Source organism: Microbulbifer maximicatervae (SeqCode), from assembly GCF_052468095.1.
In genome coordinates, this window is the sequence record NZ_CP174332.1 from 2,106,297 (window position 1) to 2,127,348 (window position 21,052).

Annotated in this window: 19 protein-coding genes; 12 read left to right on the forward strand and 7 right to left on the reverse strand. The window is 44.7% G+C overall.

Going from position 1 to position 21,052, the window contains the following annotated elements; all coding sequences use genetic code 11:
- Positions 1-5: 5 nt before the first annotated feature.
- Entirely contained in the window at positions 6-824 is an 819-nt protein-coding gene (locus ACJJIL_RS09070) for an SDR family NAD(P)-dependent oxidoreductase (RefSeq protein ID WP_445361736.1), read from the reverse strand.
- A gap of 3 nt (positions 825-827) precedes the next feature.
- A complete protein-coding gene (locus ACJJIL_RS09075; protein ID WP_445361737.1) occupies positions 828-1,796 on the reverse strand; it encodes an LLM class oxidoreductase in 969 nt (322 codons plus the stop codon).
- A 258-nt stretch (positions 1,797-2,054) separates the two neighbouring features.
- Here ACJJIL_RS09075 and ACJJIL_RS09080 point away from each other — a divergent pair, with 258 nt between their 5' ends.
- Both ACJJIL_RS09080 and ACJJIL_RS09085 read left to right on the forward strand, forming a co-directional pair.
- Positions 2,055-2,963: a LysR family transcriptional regulator gene (locus tag ACJJIL_RS09080; protein WP_445361738.1), complete on the forward strand. Its 909-nt coding sequence runs from the start codon at positions 2,055-2,057 to the stop codon at positions 2,961-2,963.
- Between the two features lie 731 nt (positions 2,964-3,694).
- A complete protein-coding gene (locus ACJJIL_RS09085; RefSeq protein ID WP_445361739.1) occupies positions 3,695-4,951 on the forward strand; it encodes an anthrax toxin-like adenylyl cyclase domain-containing protein in 1,257 nt (418 codons plus the stop codon).
- Positions 4,952-5,346: 395 nt separating this feature from the next.
- Here ACJJIL_RS09085 and ACJJIL_RS09090 read toward each other — a convergent pair whose 3' ends face one another.
- From ACJJIL_RS09090 to ACJJIL_RS09100, 3 genes are all read right to left on the reverse strand, one after another.
- Positions 5,347-6,333, reverse strand: coding sequence for an alpha/beta hydrolase (locus ACJJIL_RS09090; protein WP_445361740.1), 987 nt, complete (start codon positions 6,331-6,333; stop codon positions 5,347-5,349).
- The gene (locus tag ACJJIL_RS09095; protein WP_445361741.1) at positions 6,308-6,463 is read right to left on the reverse strand and encodes a hypothetical protein; all 156 of its coding nucleotides are present in this window, start codon (positions 6,461-6,463) and stop codon (positions 6,308-6,310) included. Before ACJJIL_RS09095 ends, ACJJIL_RS09090 begins: the two co-directional genes overlap by 26 nt.
- Before the next feature lie 314 nt (positions 6,464-6,777).
- Positions 6,778-7,197 carry a TraR/DksA family transcriptional regulator gene (locus ACJJIL_RS09100; RefSeq protein WP_444913174.1) on the reverse strand — a complete coding sequence of 140 codons (420 nt, stop codon included), beginning with the start codon at positions 7,195-7,197 and terminating at the stop codon, positions 6,778-6,780.
- A gap of 124 nt (positions 7,198-7,321) precedes the next feature.
- Here ACJJIL_RS09100 and ACJJIL_RS09105 point away from each other — a divergent pair, with 124 nt between their 5' ends.
- From ACJJIL_RS09105 to ACJJIL_RS09120, 4 genes are read left to right on the forward strand one after another with little or no spacing between them, the layout of a single operon-like run.
- Positions 7,322-7,684: a MerC family mercury resistance protein gene (locus ACJJIL_RS09105; protein WP_413662162.1), complete on the forward strand. Its 363-nt coding sequence runs from the start codon at positions 7,322-7,324 to the stop codon at positions 7,682-7,684.
- 9 nt (positions 7,685-7,693) lie between these two features.
- Complete coding sequence (locus ACJJIL_RS09110; protein WP_445361742.1) at positions 7,694-8,203, forward strand: ZrgA family zinc uptake protein; 510 nt, start codon at positions 7,694-7,696, stop codon at positions 8,201-8,203.
- Between the two features lie 3 nt (positions 8,204-8,206).
- The gene (locus ACJJIL_RS09115) at positions 8,207-8,674 is read left to right on the forward strand and encodes a Fur family transcriptional regulator (protein WP_282933007.1); all 468 of its coding nucleotides are present in this window, start codon (positions 8,207-8,209) and stop codon (positions 8,672-8,674) included.
- The gene (locus ACJJIL_RS09120) at positions 8,674-9,714 is read left to right on the forward strand and encodes a CobW family GTP-binding protein (protein WP_445361743.1); all 1,041 of its coding nucleotides are present in this window, start codon (positions 8,674-8,676) and stop codon (positions 9,712-9,714) included. The genes ACJJIL_RS09115 and ACJJIL_RS09120 overlap by 1 nt, the downstream gene beginning before the upstream one ends.
- A 241-nt stretch (positions 9,715-9,955) precedes the next feature.
- Here the strand turns inward: ACJJIL_RS09120 and ACJJIL_RS09125 are convergent, their stop codons facing one another.
- A complete protein-coding gene (locus ACJJIL_RS09125; RefSeq protein WP_445361744.1) occupies positions 9,956-10,912 on the reverse strand; it encodes a leucine-rich repeat domain-containing protein in 957 nt (318 codons plus the stop codon).
- A 1,131-nt stretch (positions 10,913-12,043) separates the two neighbouring features.
- On the opposite strand from ACJJIL_RS09125, the gene ACJJIL_RS09130 reads away from it, so the two are divergent.
- The 3 genes from ACJJIL_RS09130 (at position 12,044) to ACJJIL_RS09140 (ending at position 16,606) form a co-directional block, all read left to right on the forward strand.
- A complete protein-coding gene (locus tag ACJJIL_RS09130; protein WP_445361745.1) occupies positions 12,044-14,269 on the forward strand; it encodes a S46 family peptidase in 2,226 nt (741 codons plus the stop codon).
- Positions 14,270-14,659: 390 nt separating this feature from the next.
- Entirely contained in the window at positions 14,660-15,964 is a 1,305-nt protein-coding gene (locus ACJJIL_RS09135) for a S8/S53 family peptidase (protein WP_445361746.1), read from the forward strand.
- Between the two features lie 120 nt (positions 15,965-16,084).
- Positions 16,085-16,606, forward strand: a complete 522-nt coding sequence (locus ACJJIL_RS09140) for a DUF4166 domain-containing protein (RefSeq protein WP_444959508.1) — start codon at positions 16,085-16,087, stop codon at positions 16,604-16,606.
- A 68-nt stretch (positions 16,607-16,674) separates the two neighbouring features.
- Here ACJJIL_RS09140 and biuH read toward each other — a convergent pair whose 3' ends face one another.
- Entirely contained in the window at positions 16,675-17,397 is a 723-nt protein-coding gene (biuH, locus tag ACJJIL_RS09145) for a biuret amidohydrolase (RefSeq protein WP_445361747.1), read from the reverse strand.
- A gap of 603 nt (positions 17,398-18,000) precedes the next feature.
- Here biuH and ACJJIL_RS09150 point away from each other — a divergent pair.
- The 3 genes from ACJJIL_RS09150 to ACJJIL_RS09160 all read left to right on the forward strand — a co-directional run bounded on the left by ACJJIL_RS09150 (position 18,001) and on the right by ACJJIL_RS09160 (position 20,918).
- Positions 18,001-18,903, forward strand: a complete 903-nt coding sequence (locus tag ACJJIL_RS09150) for a prohibitin family protein (protein ID WP_413662147.1) — start codon at positions 18,001-18,003, stop codon at positions 18,901-18,903.
- A gap of 290 nt (positions 18,904-19,193) precedes the next feature.
- Positions 19,194-19,985 carry a penicillin-binding transpeptidase domain-containing protein gene (locus ACJJIL_RS09155; RefSeq protein WP_445361748.1) on the forward strand — a complete coding sequence of 264 codons (792 nt, stop codon included), beginning with the start codon at positions 19,194-19,196 and terminating at the stop codon, positions 19,983-19,985.
- 105 nt (positions 19,986-20,090) lie between these two features.
- Complete coding sequence (locus ACJJIL_RS09160; RefSeq protein ID WP_445361749.1) at positions 20,091-20,918, forward strand: DUF2059 domain-containing protein; 828 nt, start codon at positions 20,091-20,093, stop codon at positions 20,916-20,918.
- Positions 20,919-21,052 lie beyond the last annotated feature (134 nt).

Genomic DNA, 21,052 nt, shown 5'->3' on the forward strand with positions numbered 1-21,052 from the left:
ACGTCTTAGGTATTTTTAATGCTGAGTTTGTCGAGAGTGTTCTCAATTTCTCCAATAAGTACCTTTCTTTTTTTCTCATCTAGCGCGTCTGGGTGTGGCTGGGACCAGTTGCCTGTGTCATTGTCAAAGTATTTACCGCTAGCGTTTGAGAACTCATCATCGAGTGCCGCCCGTACCAATATATTGGCGCCGATACTTAAGTCTTTTCCTTGAGTTCCGTAAGCATCTTTCACCATTTTGCTACCCAGAAATGAGGCGGGATTGATTGCGATAAATTGCGGGGCCTTGTCGCCAAGTGAGCGGGCTAGTTGAAAGGTCCACATGGTGAGAGTCAATTTACTTTGGGCATAAGCGTCGCTGTCGGATAGTTGATGGTGACCTTTCAGCGCTTCGATGTTCACAGTTGCTTGCGCTGCAGAGGATAGATTAATAATGCGGCCATTGGCGCTAAACAGCGGCAATAGCTGTGTCGTTAACAAGTAGGGGGCAATAGCATTTACGATAAAACGAACATCGTAACCCGTGTCGGTTATTGGATTCTGTACCTTAAAAACACCGGCATTATTGATAAGAACATCAATACTTGAATATTGATCTTTTACCTTTGAAGCTAGTGCTAGCACCTCAGGTATATTGGATAAATCTGCTCGGAATGTATCTATATGAACTTCAGGAGAGTTTTGCTTTATCACTTCTTTCGCATTCGCTAGTTTTGCATCACTGCGACCATGTAAGAGCAAAGTTTGCCCCTTTGCTGCCAGTAATTTTGCAGTCTCCAAACCGATGCCATCTGTACCGCCTGTCAATAAAATAGTCTTCTTCATTTGTTATTCCTTTACACTAAAACGTGGGAGAATGACTTCCGAAATTGCTTTAAGAGTTTCTTCAATATTTGCCTGGTTAAATCGGAGGTTCAGGGCAACGTGGTTAACACCGATCTCTTCTCGTGACTTTAGATATTTGCATAATTGATTAATGCCCAGTCGGTATCCCAAGTGTATGGGGTGCGGTAAAGCATCCGGGGTATCGCTTATATCAATATAGAGAGGCTCCATAATCGGCTTGTTAATAGTCGAGTTATTTCGCAACTGGCTAATAAACTGCTCTTGTGCGGCATGTGAACGAGGATAGATGATCCAGCCATTTCCGTTGTCACCTAGCCAGCCTAAGGATTGCTGAGACGAGCCTGTTATCAGTAAAGGCAGGCTTGTTTCTCTCGGCTTGGGCAATATGTCCAGATCGCCGGAAATCGACCCCAGTGAGCTCTTAAATTGAGGGTAGGGTTCTGCTGCACGACGAATATATTCGTAGCTCTCCCTGAACAGTTTGCCTCGCTCCTGATATGAAACATTCATCGCAGGATATTCTTCCGGGCGATCCCCACTGGCGACCCCAAGAATTAGGCGTCCGCCTGAGATTTGATCAACAGAGGCTGCAGCTTTTGCGATATGCGCTGGGTGGCGTAAGGGCAAAATGATGCTGGCTACACCGAGGGTAATTTTCGATGTCTGGCCTGAGAGCAGCCCAAGGTAGACGAATGGGTCAAAAGTTTGACCCGCATCGCCAAAAGAAGGCACATTGAAGGGGACATCTCTAAGCCAAATCGCGCTAAATCCCAATTCTTCCGCAAGTTGGACTCGTTCAACATGATCAAGCATCGTTGGAACTGGGTTCGTTGCGTAATTCTCTATGGGCACGACAAGTCCCACCGAGAGCTTACCTGGCTTAAACAGGGCGTTGTAACCCGCGTTGATACTGGCAAAACCGCAGCCCTGATCTTTGTATTTAGAGTGCACCGTGGTAACTCCTATGCTTCTCTGATAGGAGAGAATTGGAGGCCAAAGCTGCTAGCTACATCACAATAGACGGCTTGTGTCTGGTTATTTTCTGCGCCGCCATTCATAAGCACTCTTACACTCATCTTTTACCTCCCAGAAAGCCTAGGCCAGTCATCGATCGACGCTGGCTCGATCTGTGATTAAAGGCTAAAGCATTGGAATCTATGTATAAACGGCGTATAAATGGAATCAGAATTCGGTTTTTGGAGATAATAAGTGGATACAAATGGGGTTCGGCTATTCGTACTGGCTGCGGAGATGCTGAATATAAGCTCTGCGGGGCGGAGGCTTGGATTGGCTCCCTCTGTTGCCAGTGCCCGCTTGTCGAAGCTTGAAGTTCAGCTGGGGGCGGACCTATTTCATCGATCTACCCGCAAGGTCTCTCTGTCGATAGAGGGGGAGGAGTTCCTGCCTTTTGCCCGGGAGATCATCGCACAAGAGGATTCGGCATTTGCTGCGCTGGGGCGTGGAAATTCCTCCGTGAGCGGGACACTCAGGTTTGCGGCATCGAGCACTTTCGTTCAGCGTTTTATCGCGCCTATCCTGCCTGAATTCCTGGAGAGGTACCCTGGCGTCAATGTTGAGCTGAAGCTCTCAGATACACAAGTCAGCCTTATCGAGGGTGGCTTTGATTTGGCGCTTCGCAATTATGCGGTTGAAGATAGCAGTTTAATTGGTAGGAAGCTTGCGGATGACAAGCGAGTTCTATGCGCTTCTCCCTGTTATTTGAAAAAAAATGGTGTTCCCGAAAAGCCGGAAGACCTAGTTGCACATCAGCTTTTGGCCTTTATCAATTCAAAACCCAGGAAACTCATATCTGCGAGCGATCAGACTACTTATCAATTCCCACCTTCAAACAGCAGATCTCGAGTGACTTGTGATGATGGCGCCAGCATGCGAATCGCTGCAAAAGCAGGGGTGGGAATTTGCATGAGTTCTGTCTGGAATATCCAAGCAGAAATTTTGGAGGGTTCTCTGGTTCGAGTGCTGCCAGAATATTATATAGATGATCAATCAGCCATTTGGCTCGTATACCCAAAGTCCAATGTTTTGACATCTAAAGTGCGAGTATTTATTGACTACCTGATTGAGAAAATCGGAAAGCCGCCGGTTTGGGAACAGTAGATTGTTGTTTCATCAAAAGGATTCCACTTCACATGGGTTTGTACAAGCTCTGTTCTGCATAGGATAGGTAGGTTAATTTCGCTCCTTAAGGGGGAAGATCTCGGTGCTCAGCTAGAGGTCTTTTTTCTTTCAGGTAATAATTCACGGCTTGATGCGGCCTCCCTTTTCTAGTCTGGTAAATTCTCTATCTGTTAAGAATATATCCATTTACAAGATATCTTATACGTCTAGTAGTGATACTTCAGTTCTATAAACCAATCCCTCTCAATTTAAAAGGCCAAAATCTAAAAAAATATGCCCAAAACCTAAAGGTCGCACTGCGAACTGCGTGTAGGCTTAAGTTTTAGAACAAACTGGGAATCTTTTGGATACTTTAGGTCATACGATCCATGGACTTTGATATTTTTTTAGCCTTTCCTTTGCGTATGAATTTTGTGTAAGGCATTTTTCAAGCCAAGTTTCCTAAGAATTTGGCTTTATTAATTGGATTCAAAAGATTAATTCAGTTTGTGTTCACAGATACAGACCTATAAGCAAGTCAGGGTTAAGGGCGGTGAGCAAGTTCTTAACCTTGGCGTATTTGATAATAGTAGTCGGATTAGTGCTTGTTTTTAGAGGCACAAAATATAGATTTAGTAGTTTTACATTCATCGTAATAAATTTCTATAAATAGCATTTATTTAGCTAATCGAAATTTATATGTAGGCTGCCCCGAAACAGGAAGTTAATACATGGACCTTATATTTAACAATGCTGCATTGCGCCAAAACCTTATAGGCTGCCCGGCTTCTCATGCAGACGCATTTAAAACTACTGCAGCATCTCACCGTTGCGTTATCATCGTTCGCGCAACAGGGCCAACATGTACCCAATTACTTGAGCAAGGATATGATACAAAGGGATTTAGGATTCATGGGAAGTCATGTGATTGGGGGCCGATGGCAGGCTTTGTCTTACGAGACCCCCGGTTAAATAAACACGGGATGAGAAAAGCGGCCTATAACCGTGATCAACATCGAGAAGCCTTTACTGATCTACAGTCTGGTGCAGGTTGGACCGCATCAACAACACCGCTTCGATTACATCAGGAACGGGTTGATTGGCTTATTCAATCAGGAAAGATTAATGTTACAAGAAAAACTCAAGATCGTTACGAAGGTGTAGCCAGCCACCTCAGTGGCATTACTTTTCATTACTCACTTATCAGGGTCAACACATGCTTGGGAGACATGTGGGGTGTCTATATTGATAAGGAAAAAAGCAGGCAGTCAGGCTTTGTTCAGGAGCGTGGCAATATTGTTGTTCAGTATGACACTAAGTACAAGGATATGTATGAGCCGCTATTGGCAATGACTAACCCTGTTGAGCATCGTCATTTTCGAAATGAGCATCCCCTCAATGCGATTACTGGAGATTATGATCTGTTTGCTATCTGGCCATTTAAGCAGGGTGCAAAGAAGTTTGATCGATATGGAGATGATCGCCGTATTCTCGGCACTGCTCAAGCTTGGTCACAGCGCCAGCATATCGAAAATCAATTGGAGAGAAATTTCACTACCCAAGGGCAAGGCACTAAACTGGGTAATATAACTAATCGGATTTATGAAGTAAGCCAGACACTCAATTCCACAATTGGTGGCATTCGCAACCCAAGAGCTGGAGCTGGAGCTGGGCATTGGGGGCCATTCCCCAGAAGAAATGTACTATGGCACAGTGATGAAGCCGCACGCCCATATGTGAACGATATAGATTTACCCCTTATTGCATTTACTCCTGCTCGCAGTGAAGTGGTTATTCAAACTTTGCAGGCTTTTAGAGAATTTATCGCAATGTGTAGAATACATGGTGTCCATGTCACTTTGGCAGAGGGTTGGGCAATGAACCCTACCAATAATAAGCCCGACCGATTGGGGCAAGGGTATGGAAGATTTGTACCTCGCGACTGGCACTTTGGTCAGTGGATCGTTCCACCTTGGTACAATGCTTAATAGAGTTATTATGTCGATGTCTGTGGTTACTTGAAAAGTAGCCACTACTTCTCCGGAGGCTGGTTGTTAACAGCGTTTTTTGGAGCGGTCCTTTTAGGTAAAGTAGATGATTCTGTATATATTTGAGGTGTTCAATATACACAGAGAGAAGGTGTGCGCGGAAATAAATACATTTACCTAGGCGGCAGTCAAGTGAGGTGCTCCAATCTAGCCAAGCTCACCATAAGCTTGTGGAGCAAATCATAGAGCATCAACCTACTTGGAAGTCTGATAAGGGGTTTCTACTTCAGGTGGTAGCTCTCGTGGGATGCGCAAGGTTGTAAGGGGGGGCGACGGAATAGTACTAAACTGACATCAAAGATAAAATAGGAATTTGTTCTCAATTTTTTGTGTAACTAACTTTGAGTGCTGTTAAGCCATTTAATAATTTCTTTATGTTCGACTTCTCCTATTGTATTCATGCTTGGGTGATATCTGCCAGTAATTTTAATTAACGTTACATTGTCTTTTTTCAAGTTTTCATAATCCACATAAGGAGATATTTGGTCTGAATCTGAGAGTATTAGTAGTGTTGGAACCTTGGAGGACTTTAGGAGTGGTATTATCTTCGTGTCATCCAGATTGATTTTGGCTTTCTCTAGAGCCAGAATTGCACCCTTGCGAAAGTCTTTTTCAGGGATAATTTTGCTAAGTAGTGGGTGGTCACGTTTTGCATAATTGTACACAGCTTCATCAAATGATGGCATTGGGGCCGAAAGGATAATTCCACTAATGTCTTGTCGTTGGAAAGAAATATGGGCTGCCGTTAATGCACCCATCGAATTTCCCAGAATATAAATATCCTCATCTTTAATGACGCCCTCTTTAATTAAATTGTCAATGAGGTGGTTAATATAATTGCTGTCATCCACTCCGTATTTTTTATTGCCACCTGAATCACCATGACCGAGAAGATCTGGAACAACAGCCTGAAACCCAAGAAAACGGAAGTATAAAGCTGAATTGATCATAAAATCTTTGGAGGTGCGAAATCCATGCAATAAGATTACGGTACCATCGTAACTCCGCTCCATAGAGTTTCTGGTTAAATCGATTTTAACATTGTTCTCTTTGTCGCCTTCTCCATGCTTTACGGAGTACTGAAGTTTGTTATCGGTTAAAGGTGGACCATAGTAATAGCTAATACAGTTCTTTTTTTGCAGTGGGCAATATTTGTCTTTTTTGAAGTCTAAGTCTTTAATTTGATCGGCAGTTATTCTGTTGTTAAAAGAATAATCTTCAGCATTGTCTATAAAGCTTGCGATCCTTTGGGAGCAGGCTGAAGTAGCTAAGCATGTTAAGGTAATGGCGAGTACTTCAATTAGAGATACTTTGGTTTTCATGGTTTTTGACTTTAGGAGGTTGCGGTAATTTACTCGCATGATTATTCGTTTTTCTCTTGCCTTTGATATGTGCCATATAGGCAACCAGTTCTTCTGCCAGCAAACCTGCTGTGAGGGGTACTTCGTTCATAATTTAGGGCTTTCCAACTTTTGCCCTTGTTTTGCGAAGGGGGCTTAGGAGTCTGCTGAGGTATTGTGTTTCGAACCAGCGTACGCCTAAGATGAGTACTAATTACTTGAGCCGGCTTGTACTTCTTCTAGGCTAGCGTGTGCCACTTATGTTGGGAGTCTAGGGTTTTGCCGAATAACTAAAGTGACCACTAAACCCCTTCTTTGGTTGAGAGGGCTGTCGGCTATCCTCTAAGGCAGCATGAAAACCTCCATTCCTCAAGGTGCTACGGTGTTATATCTAGTCACAGCAAAGCGTGAGGCCGAGTATGGTGCTTACCTTTGCTTGCTGTAGTTGCGTTCCAGCATTTCCTGGCGACTTTTTTCTTCAAAAGAGAGTTCTGCAGTGGGCCTTAATAGCAGTCGCTGCAAACCGATCGGATCCCCACTTATCTCACAGTACCCGTAAGTGCCATCTTTAATCTTCTCTAATGCCCGCTGGATCTTGCGCAGAAGTAGATGCTTGCGGCCGGTAAAGCGTAGGTGTTGCTGGTTCTCCTGCTCTGCGGCCGCTCGGTCCAGGTCATCAGCTAAGGCAAGGTTCGTGGTTGCAATAGCCTGCTGTCCCTGTTCAACCTCTGCCATTAGGTCGCTTTTCAATTCCATTAGACGATGCTGGAAGAAGAATAGTTGTTTTTCGTTCATATAGTCTGAGGCAGGCATCCCCAGCAGTTCTTGCTCACTGATTTTTGGCATTCCATGAATCCCCTGTTCCATAGCTCACGTTGACTTGAAATATTAAATTGATGATATAACATATCATCATGTTGGCTGAAGTGTATGTGGTTGTCTTGGGTTCTCGTAGATTAAAAGGATTGTTGTGAGAGATACTTTAGGAATTTTGGCTTCTGGGCTTTGCTTGCTGCACTGTCTTTTGACTCCTTTGTTACCGGTATTGGGAGGTTTGGGGATATTGGGTGCTTTACAAGAGGACCAGTTTCTCCATTTGCTGTTGCTTGTACCCGTGGTAATTCTGGCCTTGGCCAGCTTCCCAGCCTCTTGCCGACGCCATCAGCGCTACGCGGTAATGATTGTTGGTTTCTCCGGGGCATTGCTATTGGTTGGTGCGCTATATATCGAGGGGGTATGGGAGCTAGTTGCCAGTGTTCTTGGTGCAGGCTTATTGATTGTTGCCCACTGGGTAAATCAGCGCTTGATTTATCGGGGCGCTCTTGTCGAATAGGTGAAGATCATGAGGCTTGCAGGAGCATTGTTCGTTGTGTTTTTTTGGGCTGGCCCGGTGGCCGCAGAGGTGGGAAGCCATGTTCACGGTAAGGCGATGATGTACCTGGTGGCCGAAGCAGACAGAATCAGTGTCGACCTGGAGTCGCCCACAGTCGACCTGGTGGGATTTGAGCATGCGCCACGTAGCGATGTTCAAAAGCAGCGGTTAGAGCAGGTTGCTCACGAGCTATCCAAGCCAGATCATTTTCTTGAGTTTGTCGGTGCCCAGTGCAAACCCTTAAGTGTGGAAGTTAAGGCGCCATATAGCGCAGAAGTTACCAGTGACAACTCAGTGCACAGTGGTTTCCGTGCTAGTTACCAATTCAAGTGTGATAATCTGGCAGAGTTCAACAGTGTCATTGTTACCCTGTTTGAGAGGTTTCCCGGTATTCATGGGATTGCAGTGCAATGGATCAGCTCCGGTCGTCAGGGGGCTGAACTGCTCACTGGTAAAGACAACAAATTGCAAATGAAATAGGCTATGAAAGCATCCCAAATCAAACAGACCCTGAGTGTGGCGGAACAAACCTGTCGCAGTTCAGGTGCCCGCCTGACTGAAAAGCGTAAGAACGTTCTTACCGTGTTGTTGCGGTCAAAAACTCCGCTCTCTGCCTATGAAATAGCGGAGCATTACAATGGTGACTTTGGCGACTCAATTCCCGCCATGTCAGTCTATCGAATGCTGGACTTTCTGGCAGCAGAGAACCTGGTTCACAAACTCAATTCAGAAAACAAGTACCTGGCCTGTGCTCATATTGCCTGTGACCACAGCCACCAGACTCCACAGTTTTTAATCTGCAATCGCTGCAGCAAAGTGCGGGAAATTGGCATTAGGCCCGAAGTCATTGATGCATTGCGGGATACGGTTGAAAGTGCTGGATATCATCTCCAGACATCCCAATTGGAGCTGGATTGTGTTTGTGATGAGTGCAGCCGGGATGCAGCTTAGTGGCAGCTAGTCAGTTAATACGCGGGGTACCTGCCAACGTTATCACTGGTTTTTTGGGCGTCGGCAAGACAACGGCTATCCGGCATCTCCTGGAAAGTAAGCCCGCTGATGAGCGCTGGGCTGTTCTTGTCAATGAGTTTGGAGAAGTGGGCGTTGATGGCGCACTTTTTGAACCAGAACAGGAAGGCAATATTTATATTCGAGAGGTACCTGGCGGCTGTATGTGCTGTGCTGCTGGTTTGCCGATGCAGGTCGCTTTAAACCAGTTACTGGCTAAGGCCAGGCCCCATCGATTAATAATTGAGCCGACGGGCCTGGGGCACCCTAGAGAGGTGCTGGCGGCTTTGTCTGATGCAGTGCGCGGCGGTGTGTTGGACCTTCGCGGTACGCTAACTTTGGTCGATGCTCGCTGTATTGAAGACAACCGCTACTTACGTAGTGAGACTTTTCGGCAGCAATTAGAAGTTGCTGATCTGGTAGTGGCGAATAAGTCTGATCTCTACGGCCCCGAAGACTTGCAAAACCTTCAGCGATTTCTCTCGTTCTTAGGTGGGGGCGCTGAAAAACCGCTGCAAGTGGTGGAGCAGGGGCGTATCGAATTGGATTGGCTCCAACTGCCCTGCAGTTTTCAGGTCTCGTCGGGGAGTGACCACCACCACCCAGTAACTCAGGCGGCGGATGAGGTTGAGCTATTGCCGGAGTGTGGCTATCTCCGCTCAGAGAATAGTGGAGAGGGATACTACAGCTGTGGCTGGCGTTTTAGCCCTGAATTTATATTTGATTATGATGCGCTCTTTTCACTATTCAGTGGCACTGACGCTGAGAGAATCAAGGGGGTATTTATTACCGAGCAAGGTGTATTTGGATTTAATAAGGCTGGCAAAGTGCTTACAGTTTTAGAGCTGGATGACACATTGGAAAGCCGGGTAGAGGCGATTAATCAAGCGCGTTTGGATTGGGATGCAATGGAGAGCTCCTGGATCGCTGCCCTGGCGGATAACCAGGGTCCCGAAACAAAAGTGTTTTACGAATCCAAATAGCTATATGGCCAGGTATTCAAATCTGGCCTGGCTTATTAGAAATTTTTGCAAAGATCTGCTCATTTTTTCTTAACCCTGCTCTACTCAGTACAAAAGTAACAAGGCTGTTCTAATAATTGGTTGCTCTAATATCATTGGGAGTTTCCTCTACCAGCCTTAAAGCTTGGTATAAAAATAACCAAACTGAATTGTTCATATTAACAACAGTTCGGACATTCTCAGAAGATGATATTTTAAAAACTTAATGTGAATGTTTTCCAATAAATTCCTGAACCTCCTCCAATCCTCGGATAGTTTCCCAGTTAAGATTTAGATCCGTAACAGGGATACTGTCAGTTCCATCATACTCCTCTTTAGAGAGATAATCACCTATAGAAAGTTCACGCAGATTGGGCAATAAAGATAATGCAGAATAGTTTTTTACGAACGTTCCTTCTAAAGATAAACACCACAGATCTTTCATTTCTTCAAGCGCAGATATTTCGCTTACCTCTGTTCGGGCCAGGTTAAGATTAGCTAAATTACGGTTGTTGACTAAAATGGAGCAGTCATCAAAATAGGTATTCCGCAATCCAAGCATTATCAATGAGCTTAGGGATCTCAGTGGTGTAAAATCTTTAACTGGGCAATCGGAGATGTCTAGGCGTTGAAGTCTAGTTTTTCCAGAAAGTGAGTCGATCGCGGTAAAGCTGCAATGATCAGCTCTTAGCCACTCAAGCATGTTTAACTTTGTTAGGGAGGATAGGTCCGTGATTTGTGTTTGATCAACTTGAAGTTCCTTGAGTTCAGTAAGATTCTCAATGGGCTTCAAATCTTTAATGGGGCTACGAGATAGACAAAGGATCTCTAATTGTTTGCAGTTCGCTATTGGTGTTAAGTCCTTTATATCAGTATCATTCAGGTATAGTTTCTTAATTTTTTTAAACTCACTCAGTTCTGATATTAATGTTTGATCAATGAGAAGCTCCTCAAGCTCAGTAAGGCTTTCGATGGGCTTCAAATATTTTACCGGGCAACGGGAAAGGGAAAGAACTCTTAACTGTTTACAGTTTGCTATCGGCGTAAGGTCTTCCACCATAGTATCCTCTAGGTACAGTTCTTTAACCTTCCTAAATTCACTTAACGGTGACAGATTAGTAAGATTTTCTCTCCCTGAGAGATCGATAACTTCTTCGTCTAGAATAGGTGTTGCTGGCATAATAGAGTTTCCAGAGTTTTTCAAGTAATATAATTTATTAATAGCTCTATCTGAATTCTTACAGCAACGGATATGCTTGGCAAGAGCAAAGGAGGCTAGTAGATTGTGTGCAGATTTACTTCTACACAAACAAACCAGTGGCCTAGGGAAACTCGTACCAATAAGCAGTCCTGAAAGGGCAAGACCAGATAGAAGCGGTCAAGTGATATGGCCAATAGGCTTGAGCCATCTTTCTTGAACTCCGGTTTGAAATTCAGGCGTATACTGTTTGTTGCATCTGATATCTTGCTTTATAGCCTTACCATCTTAGCGATGTGTCTGAAAGATTTAGATCACTATATCTGCAAAAATTTTGACTTATCTGTAGATATTGCCCGACGAGTAATATGTAAAGTTACCGCAGGCGGTCCGTTCTTGATTGGAGTCAGCTGAGTTCTCTTCACTTGTGCAATGCGTTGCTCAAGGTATCTTTCTGTAGAGTAATTAAACTCAAGTTATTCTTCCGTTAGATAACTTCAACTAATGAAAATTATTTCCCGAGGACCTAGCTGTCCTGTTTCCTGCTATTGAAGACGGGCCAATACCTGTATTCCTTGATCGTACAGTTCACTTCTCCGGTGTTGAAATGATGTGATGCATCACTTTGCTGATTAGTCGAGTTAGATAGCCTCCAGGTAGTTGGAGATAATCAAGCTTGAATCCAGAACCCACACAAAAATCTCAGTGATTGTAGGGCGTTAAGTGAAGTTTATTGGTCAGTGCATGCCGGAACCGGAAGTGGCTTGCCCAGAAATTTTTTGAGGGAAAAACAGTTTGTCGCAAATTTCCTTCTTGTTGTCGCCATAATTTAGATTTGCCCGGATTTTACGATATTAAAATGATATATTGTATCAATTGCGTATCTGTGGCTTGCCCCATTTGAGTGTATAAGCCAGTGAAGTAATATCGATGAAATACTGGTTTTAACCAAGAGCACAGTGTCGTGTCGGCCTACCATCCTGGCAGGTATGTTACTCTGTCAGTCTGCCGCACTTATAGGTGAATTTTCGGTGTGGATGTCGCAAAAGACAGGTTGGAGTTGGGGTACATCCAAAACTAATCCGTTATTTTTTTAAATATTGCTGAGTAAATATGAAAATAAATAATTCTATTGTTTACGGGATTGCAACTGCTGCATTATTTGCTGGAGCGAGTTGCGCCAGCCTCGCTGCAGAGAAAGAGAGCGTTTCGACTGAAGGCATGTGGCAACCTCACCAGTTGCCTGAGCTGTCCAAAGAGCTTCGCACACATGGCCTGGAGCTGGACCCAGCTAGCATGACCAAGCTTACCGAATTTCCAATGAACGCGGTGATCAGCCTGGGGGGATGTTCCGCTTCCTTTGTCTCTCCCACGGGATTGGTGATTACCAACCACCACTGCGCCTACGGTTCAATTTCATACAACTCAACTGAATCCAAGGATTTACTGGCTGAAGGTTTCCTGGCCGGAGATTTGTCTGAAGAGCTGCCTGCTGCACCGGGCTCCCGCGTCTACGTCACCGTTGCAATGAACGAAGTAACGGACAAGGTTAACGAACGCCTGACAGATGAGATGGATGGTGCTGCACGTTTTGCCGCAATCGAAGAAGCGGAGAAGTCGCTGGTTTCCGAGTGTGAAAAAGATCCGGGCCATCGTTGTGAGGTCTATAGCTACTACGGCGGTTTGAACTACTACCTGGTTAAGCAGCTGGAAATCCGCGATGTGCGCTTGGTTCATGCGCCGGCGTCATCGATCGGCAAATTCGGCGGCGATATCGATAACTGGATGTGGCCTCGCCATACTGGCGATTACGCTTTCTACCGCGCCTATGTTGGCAAAGATGGTAAACCGGCTGATTATTCCAAAGATAATGTCCCTTACGAGCCCAAGCACTATTTGCCTGTAGCGGCAAAAGGGCCTAAAGAAGGTGATTTCGTGATGGTTGCCGGTTATCCGGGGCGTACAAACCGTTATCGCACTGCCCAGGAAGTGGAAAGCAACTTCAACTGGTATTACCCAAACATGCAGCGGGTGCTGGGTGAATGGTCGGAAACGATTGGTGCGGCAACTGCCGACAATAAAGATGCAGAGTTAAAGTATGCAAGCCTCGTGGCAGGTTTGAATAATTACTCTAAAAACTTTACCGGCATGATGGAGGGTTACCAGCGTAGCGATCTATTGCAGCGTAAAGAAAAGCTGGAAAAAGATTTGCAAGCTTGGGTGGATTCAGACAAGGCCCGCGAGAAAAAATACCAGTCGACGATCGATGATCTCGAGGCGCTGGTTGTAGAAAAAGAATCAACCCGTGAGCAGGACCTGGCCATCGATTATATGGATCGTTCAGCCATGCTGGGTGCCGCGAGCAAACTGTATCGATTGGCCAAAGAGAACGAAAAACCGGATGCTGAGCGCAAGCCGGGTTATCAGGAGCGGGATCTAACCCGGTTCAAAGAGGGCATGCGTCGTATAGAGCGCAGCTATCACCCTTCAGTCGACAAGCAGATCTGGCTTTACTTCCTGGACCGTTACCAGGCGCTCCCTAAGGAGCAGCGTATAGCCAGCTTTGATCGCTACTTGAATATCGGCAAAGGCAATACTGACTTAGAGGCAACTCTCGACAAAATGTATAAGGAAACAGAGCTTTCCAATGTCGAGGTACGTGAAGCGTGGATCGGTAAAAAGCCCGAAGACTTCAAAGAGAGCAAGGATCCGTTTATCCAGCTGGCAGTGGCCATGTACGATGATATGCTTGCCCGTGAAGAGCATGAGGAGTCCATGAAAGGGCGCTTCGCCCAATTGCGCCCACAGTATATGGAGATGCTGATAGATTATTACCACTCCCTAGGTAAGCCGGTCTACCCGGATGCAAATAGCTCTCTTCGCGTGACTTATGGCCTGGTTAAAGGCTATGAGCCACCAGCTGGAACAATTAAAGAGGCAGCAGATGGTAATGACGGTAAACAAGGCTTTGTACCTTTTACAACATTGCGTGGTATTAAGGCAAAGTATACCGGCGAGGACCCCTTTGATGCTCCCAAGGCTTTGATGGAAGCGATCGATAAGAAGAACTATGGCCGTTACTATGAAAAGCAGCTGGATTCAGTACCGGTTAATTTCCTAAGTACCGTAGATATTACGGGCGGTAACTCAGGATCTCCGACAATGAATGGTCGCGGCGAGCTGGTGGGAGTCGTATTCGATGGAACCTACGATAGCATCAATGCTGATTGGGACTTCACCGATAGTACCCGGGCGATTCATGTCGATATCGCTTATATTCTCTGGGTAATGGAGAATATTGACGGGGCCGGATACTTGGTTCGGGAGATGGGCCAGTAGTTGGGGGCTTCATAATTTGAAAACTGATAATAGCTGAATCCGTATTATCAGGCATTCCCTGGAGGAGCAAGGCTCCCCTGGGGGTGTTACTTTCCATAGTAATGATTCCTGCACAGCTTCACTCAGTAAGATACAGTGTTGAAGCTACTCTCTTTCTTTAGGACTCGTAGTTTTCTTTTCATATTGAAAGGTACGAATAATTCGTCAACTTGATTCGACTTTCTGGATCTTTGCTTTATAACTCGAATGCTAGTTCGCTTTGTTGCGTTCCAAGGTATTCCGTGATCCTATTTCCAAACTGCAATTGATTCCTGTCAGGGGCAAGTTTTCCCGTGGCCTGTTGCAGTCAATAATCACTAGTTGATAGTTTAAAACAACAAGGAAATAGTTTTGAATAGGATAATATTAGTAGTCGTACTAATGCTGAGTGGCTTCAGTGTATTTGCGGAAACTCCAAATGTTGAACAAGCTAAAGATTCTCTCGGGGTAATTAAGGAGCTAACCCCATGGCCTTGGGAAGAGCCGGTAACTCCAATTCTTGAAGAGTATATGGCAGCTGAATTTGATCAATACTCGGGGATGGCAAAATCCCACTATATGGTTGAAGAATTACTGATGCACAAGTGGGGCCAGTCAATCACAGAATTTATTGTATTAGCTGAGCTTCTGTATACGTTTCAGCCAGAAGATTACCAGGAGCAATATAGGCCGGAATTTGATGCCGCTATTGCCGACCTGAATCTATTCAGATTGGCAATTAATGAGTTACTGCTTCCCCATGTGCCCGGTTATAAACTGAAACAGCAAATTTTGACTAAGCGCTTTGATGGCGAGGGTATGGTAATTGCTGTCTTTGATTTGTTTGATCCGACACGCTTACAAGAGCAGCGCGAACAGTATCCCAATATTGAAGCAGAAGTTGCATTTGGTGATCCCATTACTTTCCTTCATGGTAACACCGTAATTGATATCATTTTGGATATTGCTCCTAAGGCAACGATTGTACCCGTTAGCGCTGAGAGCAAAACTTATAATGATGCAATGGCCTATATGCGGTATCGAGATGACATTAGTGTGATCAATATGAGCCGTGCATTCCATATCACCAATGACCAACTAGACCCAGAGTTTGCAGAGCATCTTTCCGCTATTTTACAAAGTAAGATTTTTACCAAGTCACTGGGAAATACAGGTACGGATCTTGAGCATAACAACTCCGATGTGAGAGAGCGCTTGGAACTACCGCCACTCGGCAGCTTCTTTACCTATGACCTGGATTTAATCAGGGCATTCCTTGCTCAGAATGAAGGGCAGACCGGTGCTGAAAATTTGTTTTTTGCAATCAACCTCCAGCCATTCTCAAATGAGATCTCACTTACGGCGACGGTTCCGGGTTACAACCCCTTGGCTATTAAGCAGAGCTTTGCTATTGCCGGCGATGCAGTATATTCAGCTTCCAGTCAAAACTTTGAGTCCGGTAGCTCTTTTGCCGCTCCTCAACTAGCGGCTGTGAGTCTATTGCTCCTTGAAATGGCAGACTACTATGGCCTTAGCAGGGTAGAAGCTGCTCAACTAGTGAGCAAGTCATTGAAAGATAATGCTCGCCGCAGTTGGCTAGGTGATCACAACACCGGGCTTGGGTTCGTTGACGCCCACCGGGCTATGAGCACTATTCTGAGAGCGAATAGTAAATAAGCTTGATTTAGTCATCGAGTTGACTGAGAGTGCGCTGGCAGGTTGAATATTTACAGCCTGCCAGCTACCTGTATAGATGGTACTGTGGGTAAAGGACGTGAATAGGAATAGGAGTGAATATTGAACATACTTTCTGCTCATATGGGGTCCTCATTCAATGAATTATCTCCACTGTTGCAATTTGCACACACTGGGGTGAAGAGGTATGAGGGTTCTGTTGTAGTCAAGCGAGGTGGAGTTATTGCGAATACTATTTGTTCAATATTTCGATTCCCGAAGGCGAGTTCAAGTTCGCAGTTAGTTGTTGATTGTGAGCACTTTTCCGATCGGATGGATTGGGTGAGAGATTTCGATGGGTTCAAGATGAGTTCATCATTTTATTCAGAAAAAAATTACTTGGTGGAAAGGCTCGGCCCTTTGGAAATGCAGTTTACCGCTCATAATGTCGACGGAGCACTTGAATATCAGTTTTCGAAAACGAAGCTATTAGGTATACCTTTGCCAAAGTTTCTTTGGCCCAAAGTCAAGGCTTATGAAACAGAGAGTGAAGGGCAGTATCAGTTCAGTGTCAGTGTGCACATGTTTTTAGTGGGGTTCATTTTATCATATGCTGGCGATCTGAAAATTACGGAGCCCGCTTGATTTAAAATGCCATTAGGGAAGAGCGATCTCAGTAACAAGCTCTTCCCCAACTACAATATATTTTTTACTTACTTGGTATTAGAGGCTTCCGCTAGTCCCTTCAGAAGTTTATGGCTATCTGTATGAGCGCCAAAGACACCTCCCTGCATAGTAATCATCTTGAGAGCCGACTCATGGTTGCCGATGTCGGTAGCCCCAGTGCAGTCTGATAGAAGCAGGCACTCGAATCCTCGATCATTTGCTTCCCTCATGGTGGTGTGTACGCAGACGTCGGTTGTAACGCCCACGAGAATCAAGTTATCGATCCCTTTAAGCTTGAGTATTAGCCCGAAGTCTGTAGAAAAGAAGGTACCTTTGCCTGGCTTATCAATAATGACCTCACCAGCTTTGGGCGCTAGTTCTGGGATCACGTCCCAACCAGGTTCCCCTCTGACTAAAATACGTCCACATGGTCCCGGGTCGCCGATACCTGCAGCAATTTGTCGTGAGCGCCAGCGTTTGTTTGCAGGGAGGTCAGAAAGATCGGGGCGATGTCCCTCCCGGGTGTACATAATGTGGTAGTTTTCTGCCCGCATCGCATTCAATACTTGCTGGATGGGTTCGATGGGCTTGCGCATTGCCTCCAGGTCATATCCCATCTTGTCGACATAGCCGCCGGGGCTGCAAAAGTCCACCTGCATATCAATAACCACGAGAGCGGTGTTTTCTGGCCTTAGATCCCCATTATATGGCCACTTGTATGGGTTGGCCTCGACAGGGCCATTTTTGTCCGATGAATCTGAAGTGCTCATTGTCAAGGCCTCTAATTATTGATAGAGAAAGTGATTGCTAATGGATAATAGCGTTGATTGAGAGCTTGATTGAATGGCAAGGCTTTATCGGGCGCACAATTCTTGCTTAGGTGAGGCATAGCTGGATTTGCATAAGTAATAAGTGTTCATCTGGTAGTGGGTTTAGGCGTATCTCTCCTATATCTTTTATTCATGAAAGGCCAAAAATACTGTGACATGTATTTTTGTGTAAACGATTCTCTTCAAGTATTTGATCAAATTTAACAGGCGGTTTTTATTCGTATATCTAGCATATGAAATTGCGAATGCGATTTTATTGTGCGCTAAATATCTACAAACAAGATCGCGGTTGGATAGTTGAAGCTTACCTCTATATTTCGCTTCAAAGAGTTCGTTCCACTGATATGTGGAAGTGAAACGTTACACTTTTTTTATTGAAAAATTATCTATATTATCCTGCGATTCATTTTGAGTGAATTTTAGTGGAGCTTATTTGGTACTCCCTTCTGGTTTAGGAATGTAGGGATTAAAGAATGTCCGCTTATGTATTCATCTTTGAAGTTAAGAACCGTTTTTTGGCTGTAAGTAGTTAAAGGAAAGTTTGTGGAAAATCTTAAGAAGGGAATTTTCGCTGGTGTTGCATTACTGATTATCCCTATCACCATGGGGACCGTTTTCACAGTTGATGAGGGTCACGTAGGAATCGTAAAGCGATTTGGCAAGGCAGTCTCACAGGTTGACCCCGGAATTCATACGAAGGTCCCACTTATGGATAATGTGGTCGAAATCGAAGTGAGAACCCGGAAAAATGTTGAGACGATGAATGCCGCCACCGCAGAACAAATGCCATTAAAAGCAGTGACTGCGGTGAACTGGACGGTAACTCGCAGTGCGGCCATAGATTTGTATAAGCAATATGGCGGTTTGGAACAATTTGAACAGCGGATTCTTGACCCCAGGCTGAGAAGCGCCAGTAAAGCTGGTTTGGCTGAATTCAAGGCAGAGCAGATTATCCAGAACCGGAATGCAGCAATTCGACGTATTGAGGAGCTCTTGGAGGAGGAAACCAAGGGGTTGCCTATGGAATTGGGAGATGTACAGATTGAGAGCATCAGCTTGCCTCCCAAGTACATCCAATCTATTGAAACCAAGCAGACAGAGTTGAACCTAGCGGCTGCCGAAAAGCACAAATTGGAGCGTCAAAAGCTGGAAGCGCAACGTGAGGTGAATACTGCTAATGCGCGCCGTGATGCCACCAAAGCTAAAGCAGATGGTGAAGCCCATAAGATTCGTGTAGAAGCCGAGGCAGAAGCTTTTGCGATTCTTGAGAAAGGGGAAGCGGAAGCCGCAGCGATTAAAGCAAAAGCTGATGCGATTGCCAGAAACCATACCTTGGTTGAATATATCCGTGCGCAGCAATGGAATGGTCAGATGCCTTCAACTATTATGGGTGGCGATCAGCCAATTCTGTGGGATATGGGGAATAACTCAGACCGCAGAAATTAAGATAGCCCAAAGCTAGAGCTTTGCTTGCTTTTTACACAAAAGGTTTGGTGCTTATCAATAGGAAGCACCAAGCCTAGTTTGTTCAGTTGGCAGTATTTCTTAAATTCTAAATGATGGTACAGTCATTACTTAATGAGGCCTGTCTGTTAGTCTCGTAGTTACTTGACTTGCCAATTAACTCCTCCCAATATCCGAAAGGTACTTTTCGGTGTGCTTATTACCCGGTAGATCCTGATTAAATTTATTGATGTTCCTCGGGTATCACGCACTCTAAATCAAGGAGATTCCGGTTGAAACACTTTATATGGTTTATCACTGCTGCAATATTGGTTTTTGGTGCCAGCAACTCGGTGATCGCAGAAGGTGGGGGCTCATGTAGCAAGTTATGTACTTTTGTGCTCAAGAATAGTCGGACCTCAGAATATACGGTAATTAATAGGGAGAGGGTAGCCAAGCAGTTCACACCATTCTCTACTTTTAAGGTTCCCAATACCCTTATTGCACTTGACTTGGATTTAGTTGAGAATCTGTTACAAGAGCTAACCTATAATCATGACAAATACCCGGCTAAAGAGTGGTGGCCTACAATCTGGTCAGAAAGGCCTTTGACGATTCGCGAAGCATTTCAAAATTCAGCGGTTCCGATCTATCAGCAATTAGCAACGGAGATTGGCGCTAAGAGAATGAATCAGTATTTGGCAGGTTTTAATTATGGTAATCGGGATGCTTCGTCTGGTATTGATACCTTCTGGCTCAATGAGAGTATCAAAATATCAGCGTTGGAGCAGGTAGACTTCCTGGAGCGTTTATTTACCGGTCAATTACCTGTATCGCAGTCAGCTATAGATAAATTTAAAGAAGTGATGCTGGTAGAGGAGACCGATGCCTATAAGTTATATGCAAAAACAGGAGGAGGGCCATTAGCTAAGAATAAGGCTTTAGGTTGGTATATTGGAATTGTAGAGTCCAATAACAATATTCATTATTTTGCGATTAACATAGATGGCAGTAGTTTTCGGGAAGTACAAAAGAAAAGAATAGAAATTGCCAGAAAAAAACTATCTGAGTTGGGGGTTATTTAGGCTCTTGTGGTACGTCTGTTTTTGCAATGGTTAGGGCTTTTTGATTGATTGTTGTGAGTCAATCGGCATAATGGCGATCAAATTCACTTTCATATGGGGCTTCCTATGGGAACTCAAGCTGTAAAAGTTATATTTGCTTTATTCATCAGCACCTTTTGCTCATTATGCCTGGCTGCCGATAAAGTAGCCAATTTGGATAAGCTTCTGCTTGTGTCAGGTTTCACCAAGCAGGTTGAGGGGTTTCCTGAGCTAGTAAAATCTGGATTTGCGGAAGGCGTACAGCAGGGTGCACCAATTCCTCAGGATAAACTGCAAAAGATTCTTGAAAGTGCAGATAATACAATTTTACCGTCCATCATTATGGATGAAGTGCACTCGTCATTGAGTACTTCTCTGACCGATAAAGATGTTGAGGTCTTATTGGCTTGGTATGAGTCAGATATCGGTAAGAAAATTACTAAGGCTGAAGAGGAAGGAAGCTCTGAAGAGGCATTCCAGAATTTGATGGCTAATGCACAGCAGTTGATGGCTGACACAAAGCGCGTTGAAATGGCAACTCGTATTGATCAGCTTGTTGGTGCTACCGATATGGCGATGGAGATGCAGGCCTCTACGGGTATTGCTGTCTATTCCGCAGTGATGGCAGTGATGGCTCCCGGCCAAGAGATCAATCTAGATGCTTATAAGGCACAAATGGAGGCAATGAAGCCCCAGATGCGTCAAAATGTTGAGCAATTTGTTACCCTATCTTTCGTGCAAACTTATCAAGGCTTCGACGATGCAAGCTTAGCGAAATATGAGGAGTTCTTGAGCCAACCAGAAGCTAAAAAATTCAATTCCTCTTCAATGGCAGGGCTTAATAAAGCTTTAACACAAGTAATCGGCCGTTGGTCCGGTGATATGGCTTCTATACTTAAAAACGAAGCGAACTGATTATGGGATAGGGAGCTCCTGAATATCTTTATACTTCTTAATTAGAGTATTTAGGGGGTTCTCGGCCTACCGCCTGCATCCATACTAGCTGTAAAGGAAGCAGGCGGTATGACCATCACACTTTTACCTTTCCG